Annotated in this window: 16 protein-coding genes and 1 tRNA gene; 14 read left to right on the top strand and 3 right to left on the bottom strand. The window is 64.1% G+C overall.

Going from position 1 to position 18,077, the window contains the following annotated elements; all coding sequences use genetic code 11:
• The first annotated feature begins 114 nt into the window (after nt 1-114).
• A tRNA-Asp gene (locus WH265_RS02335) sits at nt 115-191 on the top strand.
• 141 nt (nt 192-332) lie between these two features.
• Here WH265_RS02335 and WH265_RS02330 read toward each other — a convergent pair.
• The 3 genes from WH265_RS02330 to WH265_RS02320 form a co-directional block, all read right to left on the bottom strand.
• Complete coding sequence (locus WH265_RS02330) at nt 333-1,091, bottom strand: 3-hydroxyacyl-CoA dehydrogenase (protein ID WP_339557202.1); 759 nt, start codon at nt 1,089-1,091, stop codon at nt 333-335.
• Between the two features lie 107 nt (nt 1,092-1,198).
• Nucleotides 1,199-2,242, bottom strand: coding sequence for a Fe(3+) ABC transporter substrate-binding protein (locus WH265_RS02325; protein WP_021028627.1), 1,044 nt, complete (start codon nt 2,240-2,242; stop codon nt 1,199-1,201).
• A gap of 360 nt (nt 2,243-2,602) precedes the next feature.
• A complete protein-coding gene (locus WH265_RS02320; protein WP_027011309.1) occupies nt 2,603-3,160 on the bottom strand; it encodes a phasin family protein in 558 nt (185 codons plus the stop codon).
• Between the two features lie 394 nt (nt 3,161-3,554).
• Between WH265_RS02320 and WH265_RS02315 the strand changes: the two genes are divergently transcribed.
• The 13 genes from WH265_RS02315 (at nt 3,555) to WH265_RS02255 (ending at nt 18,065) form a co-directional block, all read left to right on the top strand.
• The gene (locus WH265_RS02315) at nt 3,555-4,022 is read left to right on the top strand and encodes an acyl-CoA thioesterase (RefSeq protein WP_445228279.1); all 468 of its coding nucleotides are present in this window, start codon (nt 3,555-3,557) and stop codon (nt 4,020-4,022) included.
• Between the two features lie 169 nt (nt 4,023-4,191).
• Nucleotides 4,192-5,445, top strand: a complete 1,254-nt coding sequence (gene pncB / locus WH265_RS02310) for a nicotinate phosphoribosyltransferase (protein ID WP_312986390.1) — start codon at nt 4,192-4,194, stop codon at nt 5,443-5,445.
• Between the two features lie 130 nt (nt 5,446-5,575).
• The gene (locus WH265_RS02305) at nt 5,576-6,997 is read left to right on the top strand and encodes a sodium:proton antiporter (RefSeq protein ID WP_339557201.1); all 1,422 of its coding nucleotides are present in this window, start codon (nt 5,576-5,578) and stop codon (nt 6,995-6,997) included.
• Nucleotides 6,998-7,016: 19 nt separating this feature from the next.
• Nucleotides 7,017-8,012 (top strand): 2-hydroxyacid dehydrogenase, encoded by a 996-nt coding sequence (locus WH265_RS02300; protein ID WP_339557200.1) that lies wholly within the window; start codon nt 7,017-7,019, stop codon nt 8,010-8,012.
• 176 nt (nt 8,013-8,188) lie between these two features.
• A complete protein-coding gene (gene rmuC / locus WH265_RS02295) occupies nt 8,189-9,676 on the top strand; it encodes a DNA recombination protein RmuC (protein WP_445228280.1) in 1,488 nt (495 codons plus the stop codon).
• Nucleotides 9,677-9,729: 53 nt separating this feature from the next.
• Entirely contained in the window at nt 9,730-10,989 is a 1,260-nt protein-coding gene (locus WH265_RS02290; protein ID WP_021028634.1) for an MFS transporter, read from the top strand.
• Nucleotides 10,990-11,074: 85 nt separating this feature from the next.
• Nucleotides 11,075-11,428, top strand: a complete 354-nt coding sequence (locus WH265_RS02285; RefSeq protein WP_021028635.1) for a single-stranded DNA-binding protein — start codon at nt 11,075-11,077, stop codon at nt 11,426-11,428.
• Between the two features lie 42 nt (nt 11,429-11,470).
• Entirely contained in the window at nt 11,471-12,166 is a 696-nt protein-coding gene (gene tmk, locus WH265_RS02280) for a dTMP kinase (RefSeq protein ID WP_339557199.1), read from the top strand.
• 1 nt (nt 12,167) lies between these two features.
• Entirely contained in the window at nt 12,168-13,211 is a 1,044-nt protein-coding gene (locus WH265_RS02275; protein WP_339557198.1) for a DNA polymerase III subunit delta', read from the top strand.
• A gap of 97 nt (nt 13,212-13,308) precedes the next feature.
• On the top strand, nt 13,309-13,683 hold the full coding sequence (locus tag WH265_RS02270; protein WP_021027879.1) for a PilZ domain-containing protein: 375 nt from the start codon (nt 13,309-13,311) through the stop codon (nt 13,681-13,683).
• 156 nt (nt 13,684-13,839) lie between these two features.
• Nucleotides 13,840-14,646 (top strand): TatD family hydrolase, encoded by an 807-nt coding sequence (locus WH265_RS02265; RefSeq protein ID WP_339557197.1) that lies wholly within the window; start codon nt 13,840-13,842, stop codon nt 14,644-14,646.
• On the top strand, nt 14,643-15,455 hold the full coding sequence (locus WH265_RS02260; RefSeq protein WP_339557196.1) for an ankyrin repeat domain-containing protein: 813 nt from the start codon (nt 14,643-14,645) through the stop codon (nt 15,453-15,455). Before WH265_RS02265 ends, WH265_RS02260 begins: the two co-directional genes overlap by 4 nt.
• Before the next feature lie 111 nt (nt 15,456-15,566).
• On the top strand, nt 15,567-18,065 hold the full coding sequence (locus WH265_RS02255; RefSeq protein WP_339557195.1) for a heavy metal translocating P-type ATPase: 2,499 nt from the start codon (nt 15,567-15,569) through the stop codon (nt 18,063-18,065).
• The last annotated feature ends 12 nt before the right edge of the window (nt 18,066-18,077 follow it).

Below are 18,077 nucleotides of genomic sequence, written 5' to 3'. Positions count from 1 at the left end.
CGTCTAGAGGCCTAGGACATCACCCTTTCACGGTGAGTACCGGGGTTCGAATCCCCGTAGGGTCGCCAAGTTTGAAGCACTTGTAGCCATCACGGCTAGCAACGCTTTCTGCCAGGAGTGGTAGTTCAGTTGGTTAGAATACCGGCCTGTCACGCCGGGGGTCGCGGGTTCGAGTCCCGTCCACTCCGCCAGATTCCAAAAGCCTTCTTGTCATGCGGCAAGAAGGCTTTTTTCATGGCGGCTGCCCGGTGTGCAGCGCCCAAGAAAAAGCCGATCAGCGGATTGCAGCGCAGATCGGCTTTTGGCTGGCCAAGGCCCGCAGGCCTGTGGTCTTACTTCGGTGCCAGTCGGATGGCGCCATCGAGGCGGATCACTTCGCCGTTGAGCATGTCGTTCTCGACAATGTGCTTGACCAGCTTGGCATAGTCCTCAGGGGTGCCCAGGCGGCTGGGGAAGGGCACGCCGGCGGCCAAGGCATCCTGTACCTCCTGGGGCATGCCAAACAGCATGGGGGTGCCAAAAATGCCGGGCGCAATCGTCATGTTGCGGATGCCGCTGCGCGCCAGATCGCGGGCGATGGGCAAGGTCATGCCGACCACACCGCCTTTGGAGGCCGCATAGGCCGCCTGGCCAATCTGGCCGTCATACGCAGCCACGCTGGCCGTCGAGATCAGCACGCCGCGCTCGCCGGTGGCTTCGGGCTCGTTCTGGCCCATCGCTTCGGCGCAGAGGCGGATCATGTTGAAGCTGCCGATCAGGTTGACCGTGATGGTCTTGCTGAACAGCTCGAGCGAGTGGGCGCCTTTTTTGCCCACGGTCTTTTCAGCCGGTGCGATGCCGGCGCAGTTGACCAGGCCAAACAGCTTGCCCAGCGAGACCGCCTTGGCAACCACGGTCTGGGCTTGCTCTGCATTGGACACATCGCATTGCACAAAGGCGCCGCCCAGCTCCTGGGCCAGGGCCTGGCCTTTTTCTGCCTGCATATCGGCGATGACGACGGTGGCGCCCTCGCGGGTCAGCATGCGTGCCGTGCCTTCTCCCAGGCCCGAAGCGCCGCCTGTGACGATAAATACCTTGTTGGCGATTTGCATCGCTATGTCTCCTGGTTGTTGGATCCAAAGCATCTTAGCCCAGAGCCGGGCAGCGAGCAGTCACAAAAAAAGCCCGCGAACGGGCTTTTCGTGACAGGGCGCAGCGCTTATTGGAAGCCGGCGCGGTCCAGCATCTGCTGCACCTTGGGCATATTGCTGCCCACGGCACTGATCGGGATGGTCTCGCTCTTGAACGGCTTGTTCTGCGTCATCGTCTTCAAAGCTGGGTTGTCGGTCTCGACGTTCTTGGCCGCAGGCCACTCGTTGTTGCCGTTGGCAAAGTAGGTCTGGGCCTCGGGGCTGGCCAGGTACTCCAGGAACTTGACGGCATTGTCCTTGTTCTTGCTGTACTTGGCGACGGCGCCACCAGCGATGTTCAGGTGCGTGCCCCAGCTGCTTTGGTTGGGGAACACCACGCTGACCTTGTTGGTGATCGCGACATCGTCGGGGTTGCTCGAGCGCATCAGGCGGGCAAAGTAGTAGCTGTTGGTGATGGCGATATCGCATTCACCGGCGGCCACGGCCTTGATCTGGTCGGTGTCGCCACCCTTGGGTGGGCGGGCCAGATTGTCCTTGACGCCTTGCAGCCATTGCTGGGCCTTGGCCTCGCCGATGTGCTCGGTCACGGCGCCAAACAGGCTCAGGTTGTAGGGGTGCGAGCCCGAGCGGATGCAGATCTTGCCCTTGTTCTTGGGATCGGCCAGCTTCTCGTAGCTGTCGACATCTTCCAGCTTGACCTTGTCCTTGTTGTAGGCGATCACACGGGCGCGGGTCGAGAGACCGAACCAGGTGATGCCGCCATCGGCTTCGGGTTGGGCGCGCAGGTTGGCGGGAATCACTTCCTCCAGTTTGGCCGAGCGGATCGGCAGGAACAGGTTGTCCTTCTCGCCGCGGTACAGGCGTGCGGCATCCACCATCAGCACCACATCGGCAGGGGAGGCGGCGCCTTCTGCCTTGAGGCGGGCCACAATGCCTGCGTCGTCCGAGTCCACACGGTTGATCTTGATGCCGGTCGCTTTTGTGAAGTTGTTATAGAGCGCCTCATCCGTCGCATAGTGGCGGGCAGAGTACAGGTTGACCACTTCTTGGGCTTGTGCGGCGGCACCTGCCGTGATGGCGCAAGCCAGTGCAAGGATTTTGAAAGAATGCATAGGGCAAAACGTCTCTGTAAAGTTGGAGACGCGATCTTAATTGAAACAAGAATTGTTTCTATTTAAACCATTGCAGGCTCTGAGCTTATTCAGGTCGCGTTAAGTGTGGCTCTGGTGATAAGAAGCGCATGCAGCGCTATTGCCAAATGCAGCGCAAAAAAAAGCCCGGCAAGGCCGGGCTTTAAAAGGATCCAAGAAACCAGGTTTCGAAAAGATCCAAGGAGACAACTGGGTGTGTTGAAATTTTCAACACCATGGGTAAATTATAGGGTTTACCCTTGAGTCTGTCCAGCGCACTGGCGAAAATTTGACCAAACTGTAGGTCTTGGGCAACGGCAGCGCGCTCAAGAGGCTCGCTAGTTAGCGCTTGCGAGCGGTCGCGGCGCTGACGGTGCCAGCAGCCTTGACGGCGTTGTTGGTGATGGTGTTGAAGTTGGTTTCAGCCACTTCACCGGCTTGCTTGACCGCCTTTTGCACGGAGTCGTAGGCATTGTTGGCAGCAGCAACCGCAGTCTTCATCACGGCCACAGCGCTTTCGGAGCCAGCCGGTGCGTTCTTGGCAGCGGTGTCGACAAATTCGTTGAACTTGGACTGGGCTTCAACGGCCTTGTTCTCGAAAGCCTTGCTGAATTCCAGGCTGGTAGCAGCGGCGATTTCGTACAGGTGACGGCTGTAGGCAGCGGTCTTTTCGGCCATGGGTTGCAGCAGGCCGCTTTGCACGCTCAGCAGGTCTTGGGCGTTCTTGGCATCGAGCACGGCCGAGGTGTTGGCCGAGACATCGGACAGCGCAGCGCGGGTTGCAGCCACGTTCAGTTCCACCAGCTTTTCCACGCCTTCGAAGGCCTTGTTGGTCAGGCCCAGCAGGGTTTCCAGATTAGCTTTGTGTGCAGCCAGGATTTGGTCAGGGGTCAATGCCATGTTCATACTCCGTCTCGTTAGAAGTGTTGAAGGTACAAATCCGGGCACGTCCTGTGCGCCGGAGGTTTGTGCATTGCGTTGAATTTGCTGCACTGCACAATGACTCTATTGTTGGGCATCTTCGCGCCTTTTGCAAGCCTTTTTTGTGCAGTGCAGCAAAAAAGTCTTTTGTTTTGATTTCAATCATTTACCATTTGTTTAATTGGTTGATCGGGTAACGAATTAGCCGCCTGGCAACCGACTGAAATCAGCTTGCTCTGACGTTGTAGTTGCGCCATGTGTCAGCACGATGGCAGCGCCTGTGATTGCCTGCCATCGCCTGTCCCCGACGTGCAGCGTGGCGCTGGCGCCTGGGGCCCGCACTTCTACAATGCCTGCGAACGATGTGACCAGGATGGCCAAGATGTCTTCTTCGCAGCAGCATGCCGAGCGCCCCCAGCCCCAGCCCCGATCTGCCTATGCGCAGTTTGTGCGCGTGACCACGCGCTGGGCCGACAACGATGCCTATGGGCATGTGAACAATGTGGTGTATTACAGCTGGTTCGATACCGCTGTGAACCGCTTGCTGATCGAAAAGGGTGTGCTCGATATTGAAGCGAGCAGCAGCATTGGCCTGGTGGTGGAGACCCAATGCCATTATTTTGCGCCGGTGTCCTATCCGCAGGATGTGGATGTGGGCGTGCGGGTGGCGCACCTGGGTAAAAGCAGCGTGCGTTATGAACTGGCGATTTTTGTCGCCGGTGAATCGCAAAGCGCCGCTTGCGGGCATTTTGTCCATGTCTATGTAGACCGCAGCAGCCGCCGCCCGGTAGCCTTGCCCGATGCCACGCGCGTGGCGCTGGACAGCTTGCGTTTGACCTGAACCAGAGGCTTGCCCTGCCTCGCAGCAGGGCAGCGGGCAATCGCCTACACTTGCCGCTGTTGCGACCTTATGAAATAGGCGCTGGGTTGTGAATATGAGACATGGCGTCTGCCTGTAGCAGCCGAAGGGGCTGCTGCACGGGTTGGCGCGCAACCCTGTGCTGCCAACCATGATTATCCAAAGTCTGCTGGACACCGACCTGTACAAGTTCACCATGATGCAGGTGGTGCTGCACCAGTTCCCCGGGGCCCAGGTGGAATACAAGTTCCGCTGCCGCAACCCCGGCGTGCAGCTGGCGCCCTATGTGGACGAGATCCGCGCCGAAATCCAGCAGCTGTGCAGCCTGCGTTTTGCCGATGACGAATTGGCTTATCTGCAATCGCTGCGCTTTATCAAAAGCGACTTCATCGATTTTCTGCGGCTCTACCAGCTCAAGGAAAAATACATCAGCGTGCTGCCGCTGCCCAGCGGCGAGATCGACATCACCATCACCGGCCCCTGGCTGCATACCGTGCTGTTCGAGATCCCGGTGCTGGCCATCGTCAATGAGGTCTACTTTCGCAATACCCAGCCCGAGCCCGACTGGGCCGAAGGGCGCCGGCGCCTGGCAGGCAAGATCGAGGCCATGCGCGGGCCGGGGCTGGAGGCGCTCAAGATTGCCGACTACGGCACGCGCCGGCGCTTCAGCCACCGCTGGCAGCGCGAGGTGCTGGGCAGCCTGGTAGGCGGGCTGGGCGTGGCCACCCATCCTGCGATGCCGGGCGAGCGCCGAGGCCAATTGGCCGGCACCAGCAATACCTTGTTTGCCAAGCAGCTGGGCCTGACCCCGCTGGGCACCATGGCCCATGAATACCTGCAGGCCTGCCAGGCGCTGGGCCCGCGCCTGCGCGAGAGCCAGATCTACGGCTTTGACATGTGGGCCAAGGAATACCGGGGCGACCTGGGCATTGCGCTGTCCGATGTCTATGGCATGGATGCGTTTTTGCGCGACTTCGACCTGTACTTCTGCAAGCTCTTTGATGGCGCGCGCCATGACAGTGGCGATCCTTTCAGCTGGGGCGAACGCCTGATCGCGCACTACAAGCTGCACAAGGTCGATCCGCTGACCAAGATCCTGATCTTCAGCGATGCGCTGACGATACCGCGCACGATTGCGCTGTTCGAGCGCTTCCAGGGCCGCTGCCAGCTGGCCTTTGGCGTCGGCACCAACCTGACCAATGACCTGGGCTACGAGCCGCTGCAGATCGTCATCAAGATGACGCGCTGCAATGGGCAGCCCGTCGCCAAGATCTCGGACACGCCCGGCAAGAGCATGTGCGACGACGAAAAATACCTGGCCTACCTGCGCCAGGTGTTCAACCTGCCCCCCAGCCAGCACATTCCGCCGCAAGGCGTGGCCCCCGCCCCCGCACGTGCGGGTTAATCGGGATGGCTGCTGTCGCCAGCGGCCCGTCTCGGGACAGGACCGCTGACTAAAATCACCGGGCTGCGTGCGTCTGCCGGACGGTGTTGGGCTGCCATGCATGAATAAGCACAAACACAAGGAGCAGGTTATGGGGCAGCAGTATGGGGTCTGGGGCAGGGTGGCGGTGGGCGCTGCGGTGCTGGCGCCGGGGTGGGCCGGCGCGGCCACGGTCAATGGGGCCGAGCTCTCCGTTTTCTGGGGCATCCCCTTTGCCGGCATTCTGCTGTCGATTGCGCTGATGCCGCTGTTTCTGCCCAGCTTCTGGCACCACCATTTTGGCAAGGTGGCCGCGTTTTGGGCGCTGGCCTTTTTGCTGCCTTTTGCGGCAGTCTTTGGCCCGGGGCTGGCCGCTGGCAGCCTGGCCCATGCGCTGGTGGCTGAATACATTCCTTTTGTGATCCTGCTGACGGCCTTGTTCACGGTCTCGGGCGGCATCTATATTCGCGGCAATCTGCATGGCTCACCGGGTTTGAACACGGCGATCCTGGCCATTGGTGCGGTGCTGGCCAGCTTCATGGGCACGACCGGCGCGTCCATGCTGCTGATCCGCCCGCTGATCCGTGCCAACGATGCGCGCCGCAGTTGCGCGCATGTGGTGGTGTTCTTTATCTTCATCGTCTCCAACGCCGGTGGCTCGCTCACGCCGCTGGGTGATCCGCCGCTGTTCCTGGGCTTTTTGAAGGGCGTGGATTTTTTCTGGACCGTGCGCCATATCTTTGCCGAGACCCTGTTCCTGGTCGGCGCGTTGCTGGTGATCTTCTACCTGCTTGACCGCTATATGCTGCGCTTTGATGCGCAAAAGCCCCGCAGCGACCCCACGCCCGACACCCACAGCCTGGGCTTTGAAGGCAAGATCAATTTTGTGCTGCTGGGCGCTGTCGTGGCCCTGGTGCTGCTGAGCGGCTTTTGGAAGTCCGACCTGCAGTGGGACATTGCCGGTGTGGCTGTGGGCCTGCCGTCCATCGTGCGTGATCTGGGCCTGATTGCGGTGGCCGTGCTGTCCTTCAAGCTGACGCCCGCATCGGCCCATGCGGCCAACCAGTTTGACTGGGGCCCGATGCAGGAGGTGGCCAAGCTGTTCGCCGGCATTTTTCTCACCATCATCCCCGTCATCGCGATGCTGCAGGCGGGCGCCAATGGCCCCTTTGGCGTCGTGGTGCGCGCGGTGACCCGGCCCGATGGCTCGCCCGACCCGGCGATGTACTTCTGGGCCGCAGGCCTGCTCAGCAGCTTTTTGGACAATGCGCCCACCTACCTGGTGTTTTTCAACACCGCCGGGGGCGACCCCCAGGTGCTGATGACCTCGATGGCGACCACCCTGGCCGCGATTTCGGCCGGCGCCGTTTTCATGGGCGCGAACACCTATATCGGCAACGCACCCAATATGATGGTCAAGGCCATTGCCGAAAGCCGTGGGGTGCGCATGCCCAGCTTTTTTGGCTACATGGCCTGGTCGTGCTCCGTCCTGGTGCCGCTGTTTGTCGTGATGACTTTTATCTGGTTCCGCTGAACCCCCGAGGAAACTGCCGATGTCCCGCCCGAAAATTCTGATTGCCCGCGCCATTTCGCCCGAAGTGGTCACCGTGCTCGAACAGCACTTCGATGTCCGCTCCAACCAGGACGATATCGCCTGGTCGCCCGCCGAGCTGGCTGAGCGCCTGCAGGGCATGGATGGCGTGCTGACCACCGGCTCGCAGCGCATCGATGCGGCCTTGCTGGCCGCCTGCCCGCAGCTGCAGATCTGCGCCAACATGGCCGTGGGCTACAACAACTTTGATGTGGCCGCGATGACGGCGGCCGGCGTGCAGGGCACCAATGCGCCCGATGTGCTGACCGAGACCACGGCCGATTTCGGCTTTGCGTTGCTGATGGCCACCGCCCGCCGCATCACCGAGAGCGAGCATTTTCTGCGCGCCGGCCAGTGGAAGGACTGGCGCTATGACCTGTTTGCCGGCGCCGAGGTGCATGGCAGCACCCTGGGCATTCTGGGCATGGGCCGCATCGGCCAGGCCATAGCCCGGCGCGGCGCGCATGGCTTTGGCATGCAGGTGGTCTACCACAATCGCTCGCGCCTGTCTGCCGAGCTGGAGGCCGATTGCAAGGCCCGCTATGTGAGCAAGCAAGAGCTGCTGAGCACGGCCGACCACCTGGTGCTGGTTGTGCCCTACACCCCTGAGGCCCACCACACGATCGGCGCGGCCGAGATCGCCAGCATGAAGCCGACTGCCACGCTGATCAATATCGCGCGCGGCGGCATCGTGGACGATGTGGCGCTGGCCAAGGCCTTGGCCAATAAGACCATTGCAGCTGCTGGCCTGGATGTGTTCGAGGGTGAGCCTGCGGTGCACCCGGATCTGCTGGCGCTGTCCAACGTGGTGCTGACACCGCACATCGCCAGCTCTACCATGGGCACGCGCCGGGCCATGGCCCAGCTGGCGGCCGACAACCTGATCGCTTACCTGGGCGGGAAGGCGCCGGTCACGCCCGTCAACCGCCTGGAGCACAGCCGCCGCAGCGCTGTCTGAACGCAAAATATTTCAATAAAGATGGCTGTTTGTGCCCACCAGACGGGTGCAAGCAGCTATTATTTTTGCAGTCTTCTCAAACACGGGGAACGGTTGTGAATCTGGATCTGGATCGGTCGCTGCTCAGCCTGGTGCTGCTGGCCTTGGTACTGCTGGCGGTGCTGGCCAACCTGCTGGTGCTGCTGCTGCGCAGGCCCAAGGTCGATCTGGGGGAGGCCTGGCTGCAGCAGCAGGAGCGCCAGGCCCGTGACCAGCAGCAAACCGTGCAGGCGCTGGCGCGCAGCGAAGGCGCGCTCAGCCACCTGTCGCAGCACATGACCTTGCAGCTGCGCGAGTTGAACCAGGGCAGCCAGGACGTGATGGGCGAGTTCCGCGAATCGCTGGAAGCGCGCATGGCGCAAAGCCTGGCCGAGTCGCGCCTGGGGCGCCAGGAGCTGGCCCAGGCGCTGGCCGGGTTCGAGACCCAGCTCGCCCAGCGCCTGGCCCACCTCGATGCGGCCGTCAACCAGCGCCTGTCGGTGCTCGATACCTCGCTCACCCAGCGCGTCGATGCGCTCACCCGCGCCAACCACCAGAGCCTGGCCACGCTCAAGACCGATGTGCAGTCGCACCTGGCGGGCATGCAAGACGGGGTGGGGCGCCAGCTGGCCCAGCTGCTGCAGGCCAACCAGCAGCAGTCCGAGCAGCTGCGCGGCACGCTCAACGAGCGCCTGGCCAGCATCCAGAGCGACAACGCCAGCAAGCTCGAAGAGATGCGCAAAACGGTCGATGAAAAGCTGCATGCCACCTTGGAGCAGCGCCTGGGTGAATCCTTCAAGCTGGTCAGCGACCGGCTCGAGCAGGTGCACAAGGGCCTGGGTGAGATGCAGACGCTGGCGGGCAGCGTGGGCGACTTGAAGCGCGTGATGACGAATGTGAAATCGCGCGGCACCTGGGGCGAGCTGCAGCTGGGCATGATCATCGACAACGTGCTGACGGCCCAGCAGTACGCCAGGAACGTCAAGACCGTGCCGGGCAGCGACGAGATGGTGGAGTTCGCCATCCGCCTGCCGGGCCACAGCGATGACAAGCCGGTGTGGCTGCCGATCGACTCCAAGTACCCGGTCGAGCATTACCAGCGGCTGATGGATGCGCAGGAAAGCCTGGACAAGGCGGCGATCCAGTCGGCCAGCATCGGCTTTGAAAACTCGATCCGGTTAGAGGCCAAGAAGATCTACAGCAAGTATGTCTCGCCGCCCAACACCACCGATTTTGCGGTGCTCTACCTGCCCACCGAGGGCCTGTTTGCCGAAGTGATGCGCCGGCCGGGTCTGGTCGAAGCCTTGCAGAACGACTGCCGGGTCATGGTCTCGGGGCCTGCCAACCTGGCAGCGATGCTCAGCAGTCTGCAGATGGGCTTCAAGACCCTGGCCATCGAAAAGCGCAGCTCGGAGGTCTGGGCGGTGCTCGGCCAGGTCAAGACCGAGTTCAACAAGTTTGGCGATGTGGTGGAGGCTACGCGCAGGTCGCTGGACCAGGCGGCCAAGAAATTCGAGCAGGTCGATGTGCGCACGCGGGCCATCCAAAAGCGGCTCTCACATGTGCATGAGACGCCGGCCGCTGGCGAGCTGGGGCCTTTGACCACCGATACGGACGAAGGCGACAGCGCAGCGGCCCTGACTTAGCCGACAATGCAGGCCAAGCAAGTGCCAGTTGCCCACGGTGCTGAAGGGAACGCGTGAATCGCGAGTTGATACGGCTGATCATCGGCCAGTTTTTTGTCCATACCTGTATGACAGGCACGCGCTTGGCAGCCCCGCTGCTGGCCCTGCGCGATGGCCACACCCCCGGCGCGGTGGGGTTCTTGCTCAGTCTGTTTGCGCTGACCCAGGTGTTCCTGGCGCTGCCGGCGGGCCGCTACGCCGACAAGCACGGCTTCATGAAGCCGATGCTGGCCGCCATTGCGCTGGCCTTTGCCGGCACCGCCATTGGCGTGGCCTTTCCCCGGTTTGAAGTGCTCTGCGTCGCGGCGCTGCTCACGGGGGCGGGCTGCGGCATCTCGATCATCGCGCTGCAGCGCCATGCCGGCCGCGTCGCCCATGAGGCCAGCGAGCTGCGCCAGATCTTCAGCTGGCTGTCGCTGGGCCCGGCGATTGCCAATTTTCTGGGGCCCATGGTCACCGGCCTGATCATCGACCACTCGACCGGCCAGGCCGGCAACAACCTGTCCTACCGCATCGCTTTTGCGGTGCTGGCACTGTTTTCGGTCGTCGCCTGGTGGTGCGTGCGCAGCGCGCAGGAGATGGAGGCCGAGCCGCCCAAGAGCGATGGCCAACCCCACCATGCCTGGGACCTGCTGCGCGAGCAGTCCTTCCGGCGCTTGCTGATCGTCAACTGGCTAGTGGCCTCCTGCTGGGATGTGCACACCTTTGTCGTACCCTTGCTGGGCCATGACCGGGGGCTGTCGGCCTCCGAGATCGGTGCCGTGCTGGGTGTGTTTGCGCTGGCGGCCTTTGTGATCCGGGTGCTGCTGCCTGCCATCTCGCGCCATATGCGCGAGATGACCGTGGTGATGGCCGCGATGGTGCTCACGGCTGCGATTTTTGCGATCTACCCGCTGATGCCCAATGCCTGGGCAATGGCCTTTTGTTCGGCCTTGCTGGGCATCGGCCTGGGCAGTGTGCAGCCCATGGCCATGAGCATGCTCCACCAGATCACTCCCGAAGAGCGCCATGGCGAGGCCGTGGGCCTGCGGCTGATGCTGATCAATGGCTCGAGCGTCTGCATGCCGCTGATGTTTGGTGCCGCTGGCGCGGCCATTGGGGTGGGAGGCGTCTTCTGGGTGATGGGCGCCTTGGTGGGCGCGGGCTCGCGCATGGCCTGGGTGCTGGGCAAAACGCCCTTGCCCAACTTTCGGGTGCTGGACAGCAGCCATGGCGCGGAACCGGCGGGCCATGCGCTGGGCGAGAAACAGGCCCAGCCGCCCGATAAGCGCTGACCACAAGCGCTGAGCTTGGTGCCCCGCCTCGCCGGTGGCGGCCGGCCAAGCGGCTAAACTGCAGGGCTTATTGGGGGATCAAAGCATGATGGATGGATTGGTATCCGGGCGCATACTGGGCCAGCCGGTCGAGCGCAGCAGTAAAACCGGCAAGCCCTATGCGCTGGCCAAGGTGCGCGCCAATGCGGGCGCGGGCGACGGCGAGATGCTGATTGTCAATGTCATCGCTTTTGACGATGCCCCGGTGGCGGCGCTTTTGGGCCTGGGCGACGGCGACAGCATCTGCCTGTCGGGCAGCCTGACCCCCAAGGTCTGGGTCGACCGCGATGGCGTGACCCGCCCCAGTGTCGATATGGTCGCCCACCAGGTGCTGACTGCTTACGCTGTGGCCCGCAAGCGCGGCCTGGCCGGTGATGCGGACTTTGACCCAGCCGCCTGAACCCATCAGGGGTGCGGGCGGGCACGTACAATCTGGCGCAGCATGACTCCATCTTCTCCCGCATCTTCCCCAGCTGCCTCGCGCGGCCTGTTCATCAGCTTTGAAGGCATTGACGGCGCTGGCAAATCCTCGCATATCCAGGGCCTGCACGATGCCTTTTTGGCCGCAGGCCGCCAGGTGGTGAGCACGCGCGAGCCCGGTGGCACGCCGCTGGCCGAGAAGCTGCGCGCGCTGTTCCTGCAGGAGCCCATGGATGCGTTGACCGAGGCCTTGCTGGTCTTCGCCGGCCGGCGTGACCACCTGCAGCAGGTGATCGAGCCGGCGCTGGCGCGCGGCGATGTGGTGCTCTGCGACCGCTTTACCGATGCCACTTTTGCCTACCAGGGCGCCGGGCGCGGCTTTGACCTGCACGTGCTGCAGGTGCTAGAGCGCATGGTGCAGGCCCGGCCCGAGCTGGGCGAGGGCGCGCTGCGCCAGCCCGATCTGACCATCTGGTTTGACCTGCCCACCGAGGTGGCCGCCGAGCGCCTGGCCGGTGCGCGTGCGCCCGACCGTTTTGAGGCCGAACCCCAGCAGTTTTTTGCCCGCGTGGCCGCCGGTTATGCCGAGCGCGCGCTGGCGCAACCCGCGCGGTTTGCGCGCATCGATTCGCACCAGCCCAAGCCGGCGGTGTGGCAGGCGGTGCGCCAGGCCATAGCAGCCCAGGGCTGGCTGCCGGCCAGCAAGGTGGAGGGCTGATATGGCCACCGCCAAGAACACGGCAGCGGCCGAGCCCGTAGCCGCAGCACCGGCGCCCAGCGCGCCCTGGATTGCCCAGCAGCGCGAGCAGCTGCTGGCCCAGCGCGGCCATGCCTGGCTGCTGCAAGGCCCCTCGGGCCTGGGCCAGTTCTCGCTGGCCATGGGCCTGGTGCGGGCCTGGCTGTGCGATGCGCCGACACCCCAGGGCGCCTGCGGCCACTGCGGCAGCTGCCATGCGATCGATGTGCATGCCCACACGGACCTGTGTGTGCTGATGCCCGAGACCGAGATGCTGGCGCTGGGCTGGCCGCTGCCGGAAAAGGCCCAGGCCGACATCGACGACAAGAAACGCAAGCCCAGCCAGGAAATACGTGTCGATGCGATGCGCGATGCGGTGGAGTTTACCCAGCGCACCTCGGGCCGGGGCAAAGGCAAGGCGGTGCTGGTGTTTCCGGCCGAAAAGATGAATGCGGTGACGGCCAATGCGCTGCTGAAGACCTTGGAGGAGCCACCGGGCGATGCCCGCTTTGTGCTGGCCACCGAGGCCGCGCACCAGCTGCTGCCCACGATCCGCAGCCGCTGCCTGGCCCACACCATGCAGTGGCCCGATACCGCATCGGCCCGCAGCTGGCTGGTGGCGCAGGACGTGCCGGCCGACCAGGTCGATGCGCTGCTGCAGGCCGCAGGCGGCCGCCCCGACGACGCGCTGGCGCAGATGCATGCCGGCCGCTCACCCCAGGTCTGGAAGAAGTTGCCCAAGGACCTGGCCAATGGCCAGCCCGGTGCCTTGTCCAGCCTGTCGGCACCCGAAGTGGTCGATGCCTTGCAAAAGCTCTGCCATGATTTGCTGATGCTGCGTGTGGGGGCCGCGCCACGGTTTTTTGATGCGGCCGATCTGCCCGCGCCGCCGGCGCTGGCGGTGCTGGCGCGCTGGAGCAAGGCCTTGGCGCAGTCGATGCGCACGGCGGCGCACCCCTTCAACCAGGGGCTGATGCTCGAAGCGCTGGTCGCACAGGCGGCCAGCGTGCTGCAGTCGCGGCGCTGAGCCGGGCCCATCTGCCGGTGTAACAGGCCGCTGAAGTGGCCTGTGTTTGCGCTGGCATCTGGAAATAGGCAGCAAAATTTGGTTATCCTTGGAATCTATGAACAGTCCTACCCCCGCACCGGGCACGGCCAGCGCTCGCCCCAGCGTGCTGCAATTGGCCATCAAGGAAAAGGCCGCGCTCTATGCCGCCTACATCCCCTTGTTCAAGGAAGGGGGCATCTTTGTCCCCACGCCCAAGGACTATGCACTGGGCGACGATGTCTACCTGCTGCTGACCTTGCCCCAGGATCCGCAGCGCTACCCCATTGCCGGCAAAGTCGGCTGGGTGACGCCGGCAGGCGCCGGTGGCAACCGCACCCAAGGCATTGGCGTGCGCTTTCCCAAAGACCCCAAAACCGATGAGTTGCGTTACAAGATTGAACAGATCTTGGGCACGGCCTTGCAGGCCGACCGCGCGACGCAAACCATCTAAGCGCCCAATTTGGACCCTGTCCCACCCGCATTTCTTAGCCGGGCTGACAGGGTTTTACGGTGGTCGCGACCGGCGGAGCAGCCGGAGCGCGGACAATGGCAGCAGTTCTTTGTATTTGGACTGCGGCGCTTTGATCGTCTGCAGCGTAGACGATTGATGTTCACCGACTCCCACTGCCACCTCAACTTTCCCGAGCTTGTCCAGGACCTGCCTGCCATCCGCGCCAAGATGGACGAGGCGCGGGTGACCCGCGCGCTGTGCATCAGCTGCACGATGGAGGAGTTTCCCGACGTGCATGCGCTGGCGATGCGCTATGACAACTTCTGGTGCAGCGTGGGTGTGCACCCCGATACCGAAGGGCTGACCGAGCCCAGCGTGCAGGACCTGGTCGAGCGCGCGGCGCTGCCCCGTGTGGTGGCGATTGGCGAGACCGGCCTGGATTACTACGGCATGGAAGACCGCAAGGGCGGCCGCACGGTTGCCGATCTGGAATGGCAGCGCGAGCGCTTTCGCACCCATATCCGCGCGGCCCAGCAGGTGCGCAAGCCGCTGGTGATCCACACCCGCAGCGCATCGGATGACACCTTGCGTCTGCTGCGCGAAGAGGGCGAGACCGGTGGCGCCGATGCCGCAGGCGGCGTGTTCCACTGCTTTACCGAGAGCATGGAAGTCGCCCGCGCGGCGCTGGACCTGGGCTTTTACATCTCGTTTTCCGGCATCATCACCTTCAAAAAGGCGCAGGATCTGCGCGATGTCGCCGCCTTTGTGCCTGAGGACCGGCTGCTGATCGAGACCGACAGCCCTTATCTGGCGCCGGTTCCGTTTCGCGGCAAGACCAATACGCCCGCCTATGTGCCGCATGTGGCCGCGCAGATTGCGCAGGTGCGCGGCATCCGTGTGGAAGCGGTGGCCGAGGCCACCAACCGCAATTTCGAGCGATTGTTCAGCGGAGTGCTGTCATGAAACGCAAGCCTGGTTCCCTGTCTCTGCGGCCTGCCGCCTGCGCCGTTGCCCTGTGGCTCGCCTGCGCGGCGGCGCAAGCGGGCTCGTATGACGATTTCTTCACCCGCATCATCCGCGATGACGCCAAGGGCATCGAGGCGCTGGTGCAGCGCGGCTTTGACCCCAACACCGTGAGCGAAAAGGGCGAGACGGGCCTGACCCAGGCCTTCAAGCTTGACTCCTACCGCGCGGCCAAGGGCATGATTGCGCTGCCGACCACCAATGTGAACCTGGCCAATGCCAAGGGCGAGACACCGCTGATGATGGCCGCCATCAAGGGCCAGGTCGATCTGGCCAAGGCCTTGATTGCGCGCGGCGCCGATGTGAACCGCGAGGGCTGGACGCCGCTGCACTATGCCGTCTCGGCCCCTAGCGAAGACGGCTCCGACCTGCAGATGGTGGCGCTGCTGCTGGAGCACCATGCCTACATCGATGCCGCATCGCCCAATGGCACCACGCCGTTGATGATGGCCGCCCAGTACGGCACGCGCAGCGCCGTGCAACTGCTGATCAAGGAAGGCGCTGACCCCAAGCTGAAAAACCAGCAGGGACTGACGGCGAGCGACTTTGCCACCCGTGCCGACCGCTCGGAAGTGGTGACCTGGCTGAGCCAGGCCGGCGCTGCAGCGCCAGGGGCGGGTGCCAGCGCTGGGGCTGGCGCTGCCGCTGCAGGCAGCACGGCTGCGCCCAAGCCGCAGCCCGGTGCTTATGTGCCGCAAAAGCCCGCGTTCCCGCAGGAAGGCCGGCGCAAGATCCAGAGCAACTGGTAAGGCCGCGGGCAGCATCGCCCGCGCCTTGTTTGCACCCGCTGTGGGCAGGGGCTTGACATTCACACCATGGCAATCTTTAGAGTGGCAGCCATGGATAGAAAGACTCCCGCCATGACTGCCCAAACCACCCCATCCGCCACCCCGCTGCTGCAACTGCCGATCGAGGGCATGACCTGCGCGTCCTGTGTTGGTCGTGTCGAGCGCGCCTTGCAGGCCGTGCCCGGAGTGCAAAGCGCCCATGTCAACCTGGCTACCGAACAGGCCAGCCTGCAACTGGGCGACCAGGCCCCCGCCGCCCAGGTGCTGGAGCAGGCGCTGGCAGCGGTCCACAAAGCTGGCTACAGCGTGCCTGCGCATGCGCTGGAGCTGGAAGTCGAAGGCATGACCTGCGCCTCTTGCGTGGGCCGGGTTGAGCGGGCATTGAAGGCCGTGCCGGGCGTGCAGACGGCCGCCGTGAACCTGGCCACCGATCGGGCGACGGTACAGCTGACGGCGGGTGTGCCAGCCGAGCAACTGCTGGCCGCCGTTGCCAAGGCCGGCTATACCGCCCGCACTGTGCCGCAGGCGGCACAGGCCCGCGAGGCGGCCGATGCCCATGCTGCGCAAAACCAGCGCCAGCAGCAGGCACAGCAAGGCCTGCTGCGTGACCTGTGGCTGGCTGCGCTGCTGGCCGCGCCGGTCTTTGTGCTGGAGATGGGCGGCCATCTGCTGCCGGGCTTTCACCACTGGGTGAGCCAATGGCTGCCCCAGCAGAGCAACTGGCTGCTGCAGTGGGTATTGACCAGCCTGGTGCTGGCCGGGCCGGGCCGGCGCTTTTACCGCCTGGGCCTGCCTGCGCTGGCGCGGGCAGCGCCCGACATGAACTCCCTGGTCGCAGTGGGCACCTTGTCGGCCTATCTCTATTCGCTGGTGGCCACCTTTGCGCCCGGCGTTTTGCCTGCGGGCACCGTGCATGTCTATTTCGAGGCAGCGGCGGTGATCGTGGTGCTGATTTTGCTGGGCCGCTGGATGGAGGCGCGCGCCAAGGGCAATACCTCGGCGGCGATCAAGCGCCTGGTGCAGCTGCAGGCCAAGACGGCCTGGGTGCTGCGCGATGGCGATTGGCAATCGCTGGCCATTGACGCGGTGCAGCCCGGCGATAGTGTGCAGGTGCGCCCCGGCGAGCGCATCCCGGTCGATGGCCGGGTAACGGATGGCGAGAGCTATGTCGACGAATCGATGATTAGCGGTGAGCCCGTGCCGGTGCACAAAACGGCAGGCGCGCAGGTGGTGGGCGGCACCATCAACCAAAAAGGCGCCTTGACCCTGGAAGCGACCGAGGTGGGCGGCAACACCGTGCTGGCGCAGATCATCCGCATGGTCGAACAGGCCCAGGGCGGCAAGCTGCCGATCCAGGCCGTGGTGGACAAGGTGACCATGTGGTTTGTGCCCGCCGTGATGGCCGCCGCCGTGCTGACCTTTGTGCTCTGGCTGCTGCTGGGCCCATCGCCCGCGCTGAGCCTGGCCCTCGTCAATGCGGTGGCCGTGCTCATCATTGCCTGCCCCTGCGCGATGGGCCTGGCGACGCCCACCTCGATCATGGTGGCCACCGGCCGCGCCGCCCAGCTGGGGGTGTTGTTCCGCAAGGGCGAGGCGCTGCAGCTGCTCAAAGACGCCCAGGTGGTGGCCGTGGACAAGACCGGTACCCTGACCGAAGGCCGGCCTGCGCTGACCGACCTGGTGCTGGCCCCCGGCTTTGAGCGCGCGGCGGTGCTGGCGGCGGTGGCCGCCGTCGAGAGCCAGTCCGAGCACCCGATAGCCCAGGCCATTGTGCAGGCCGCCCAGGCCGAAGGGCTGCAGATACCGCCGCTGTCCGGCTTTGAATCGGTGACCGGTTTTGGCGTGCGTGCCCAAGTGGGCGCTGCGCGGGTCGAAGTCGGTGCAGACCGCATGATGGCGCAGCTGGGCGCCGATGTGGCGCTGTTTGAGGACGAGGCCGCCCGCCTGGGCGCCGAAGGCAAGACGCCGCTGTATGCCGCCATCGATGGCCAGCTGGCGGCCATGATCGCCGTGGCCGACCCGATCAAGCCCACGACACGCGCCGCGATTGAGGGCTTGCATGCGATGGGCCTCAAGGTAGCGATGATCACCGGCGACAACCGCCGCACCGGTGAAGCGATTGCCCAGCAGCTGGGCATTGACGAGGTGGTGGCCGAGGTGCTGCCCGATGGCAAGGTGGCGGCCGTCAAGCGGCTGCGGGCTGCGCATGGCGCGCTGGCCTATGTGGGCGATGGCATCAATGATGCGCCCGCGCTGGCCGAGGCCGATGTCGGCATTGCCGTGGGCTCGGGCACCGATATCGCCATCGAGTCAGCCGATGTGGTGCTGATGGGCGGCGACCTGCGCGGCGTCGTGACCGCCATCGGGCTCTCGCGCGCCGCCATGCGCAATATCCACCAGAACCTGTTCTGGGCCTTTGCCTACAACGTGGCGCTGATCCCGGTGGCCGCGGGCTTGCTGTACCCCATCAATGGCACATTGCTGTCGCCGGTGTTTGCGGCGGGGGCGATGGCGCTGTCGAGCGTGTTCGTGCTGGCCAATGCCTTGCGGCTTAAGCGTTATCAAGTTTAAGGTGATGGACGG

Source organism: Comamonas sp. MYb396 (genome assembly GCF_037479555.1).
GTDB lineage: Bacteria > Pseudomonadota > Gammaproteobacteria > Burkholderiales > Burkholderiaceae_C > Comamonas.
This window is presented reverse-complemented; position numbering and strand designations above follow the sequence as displayed.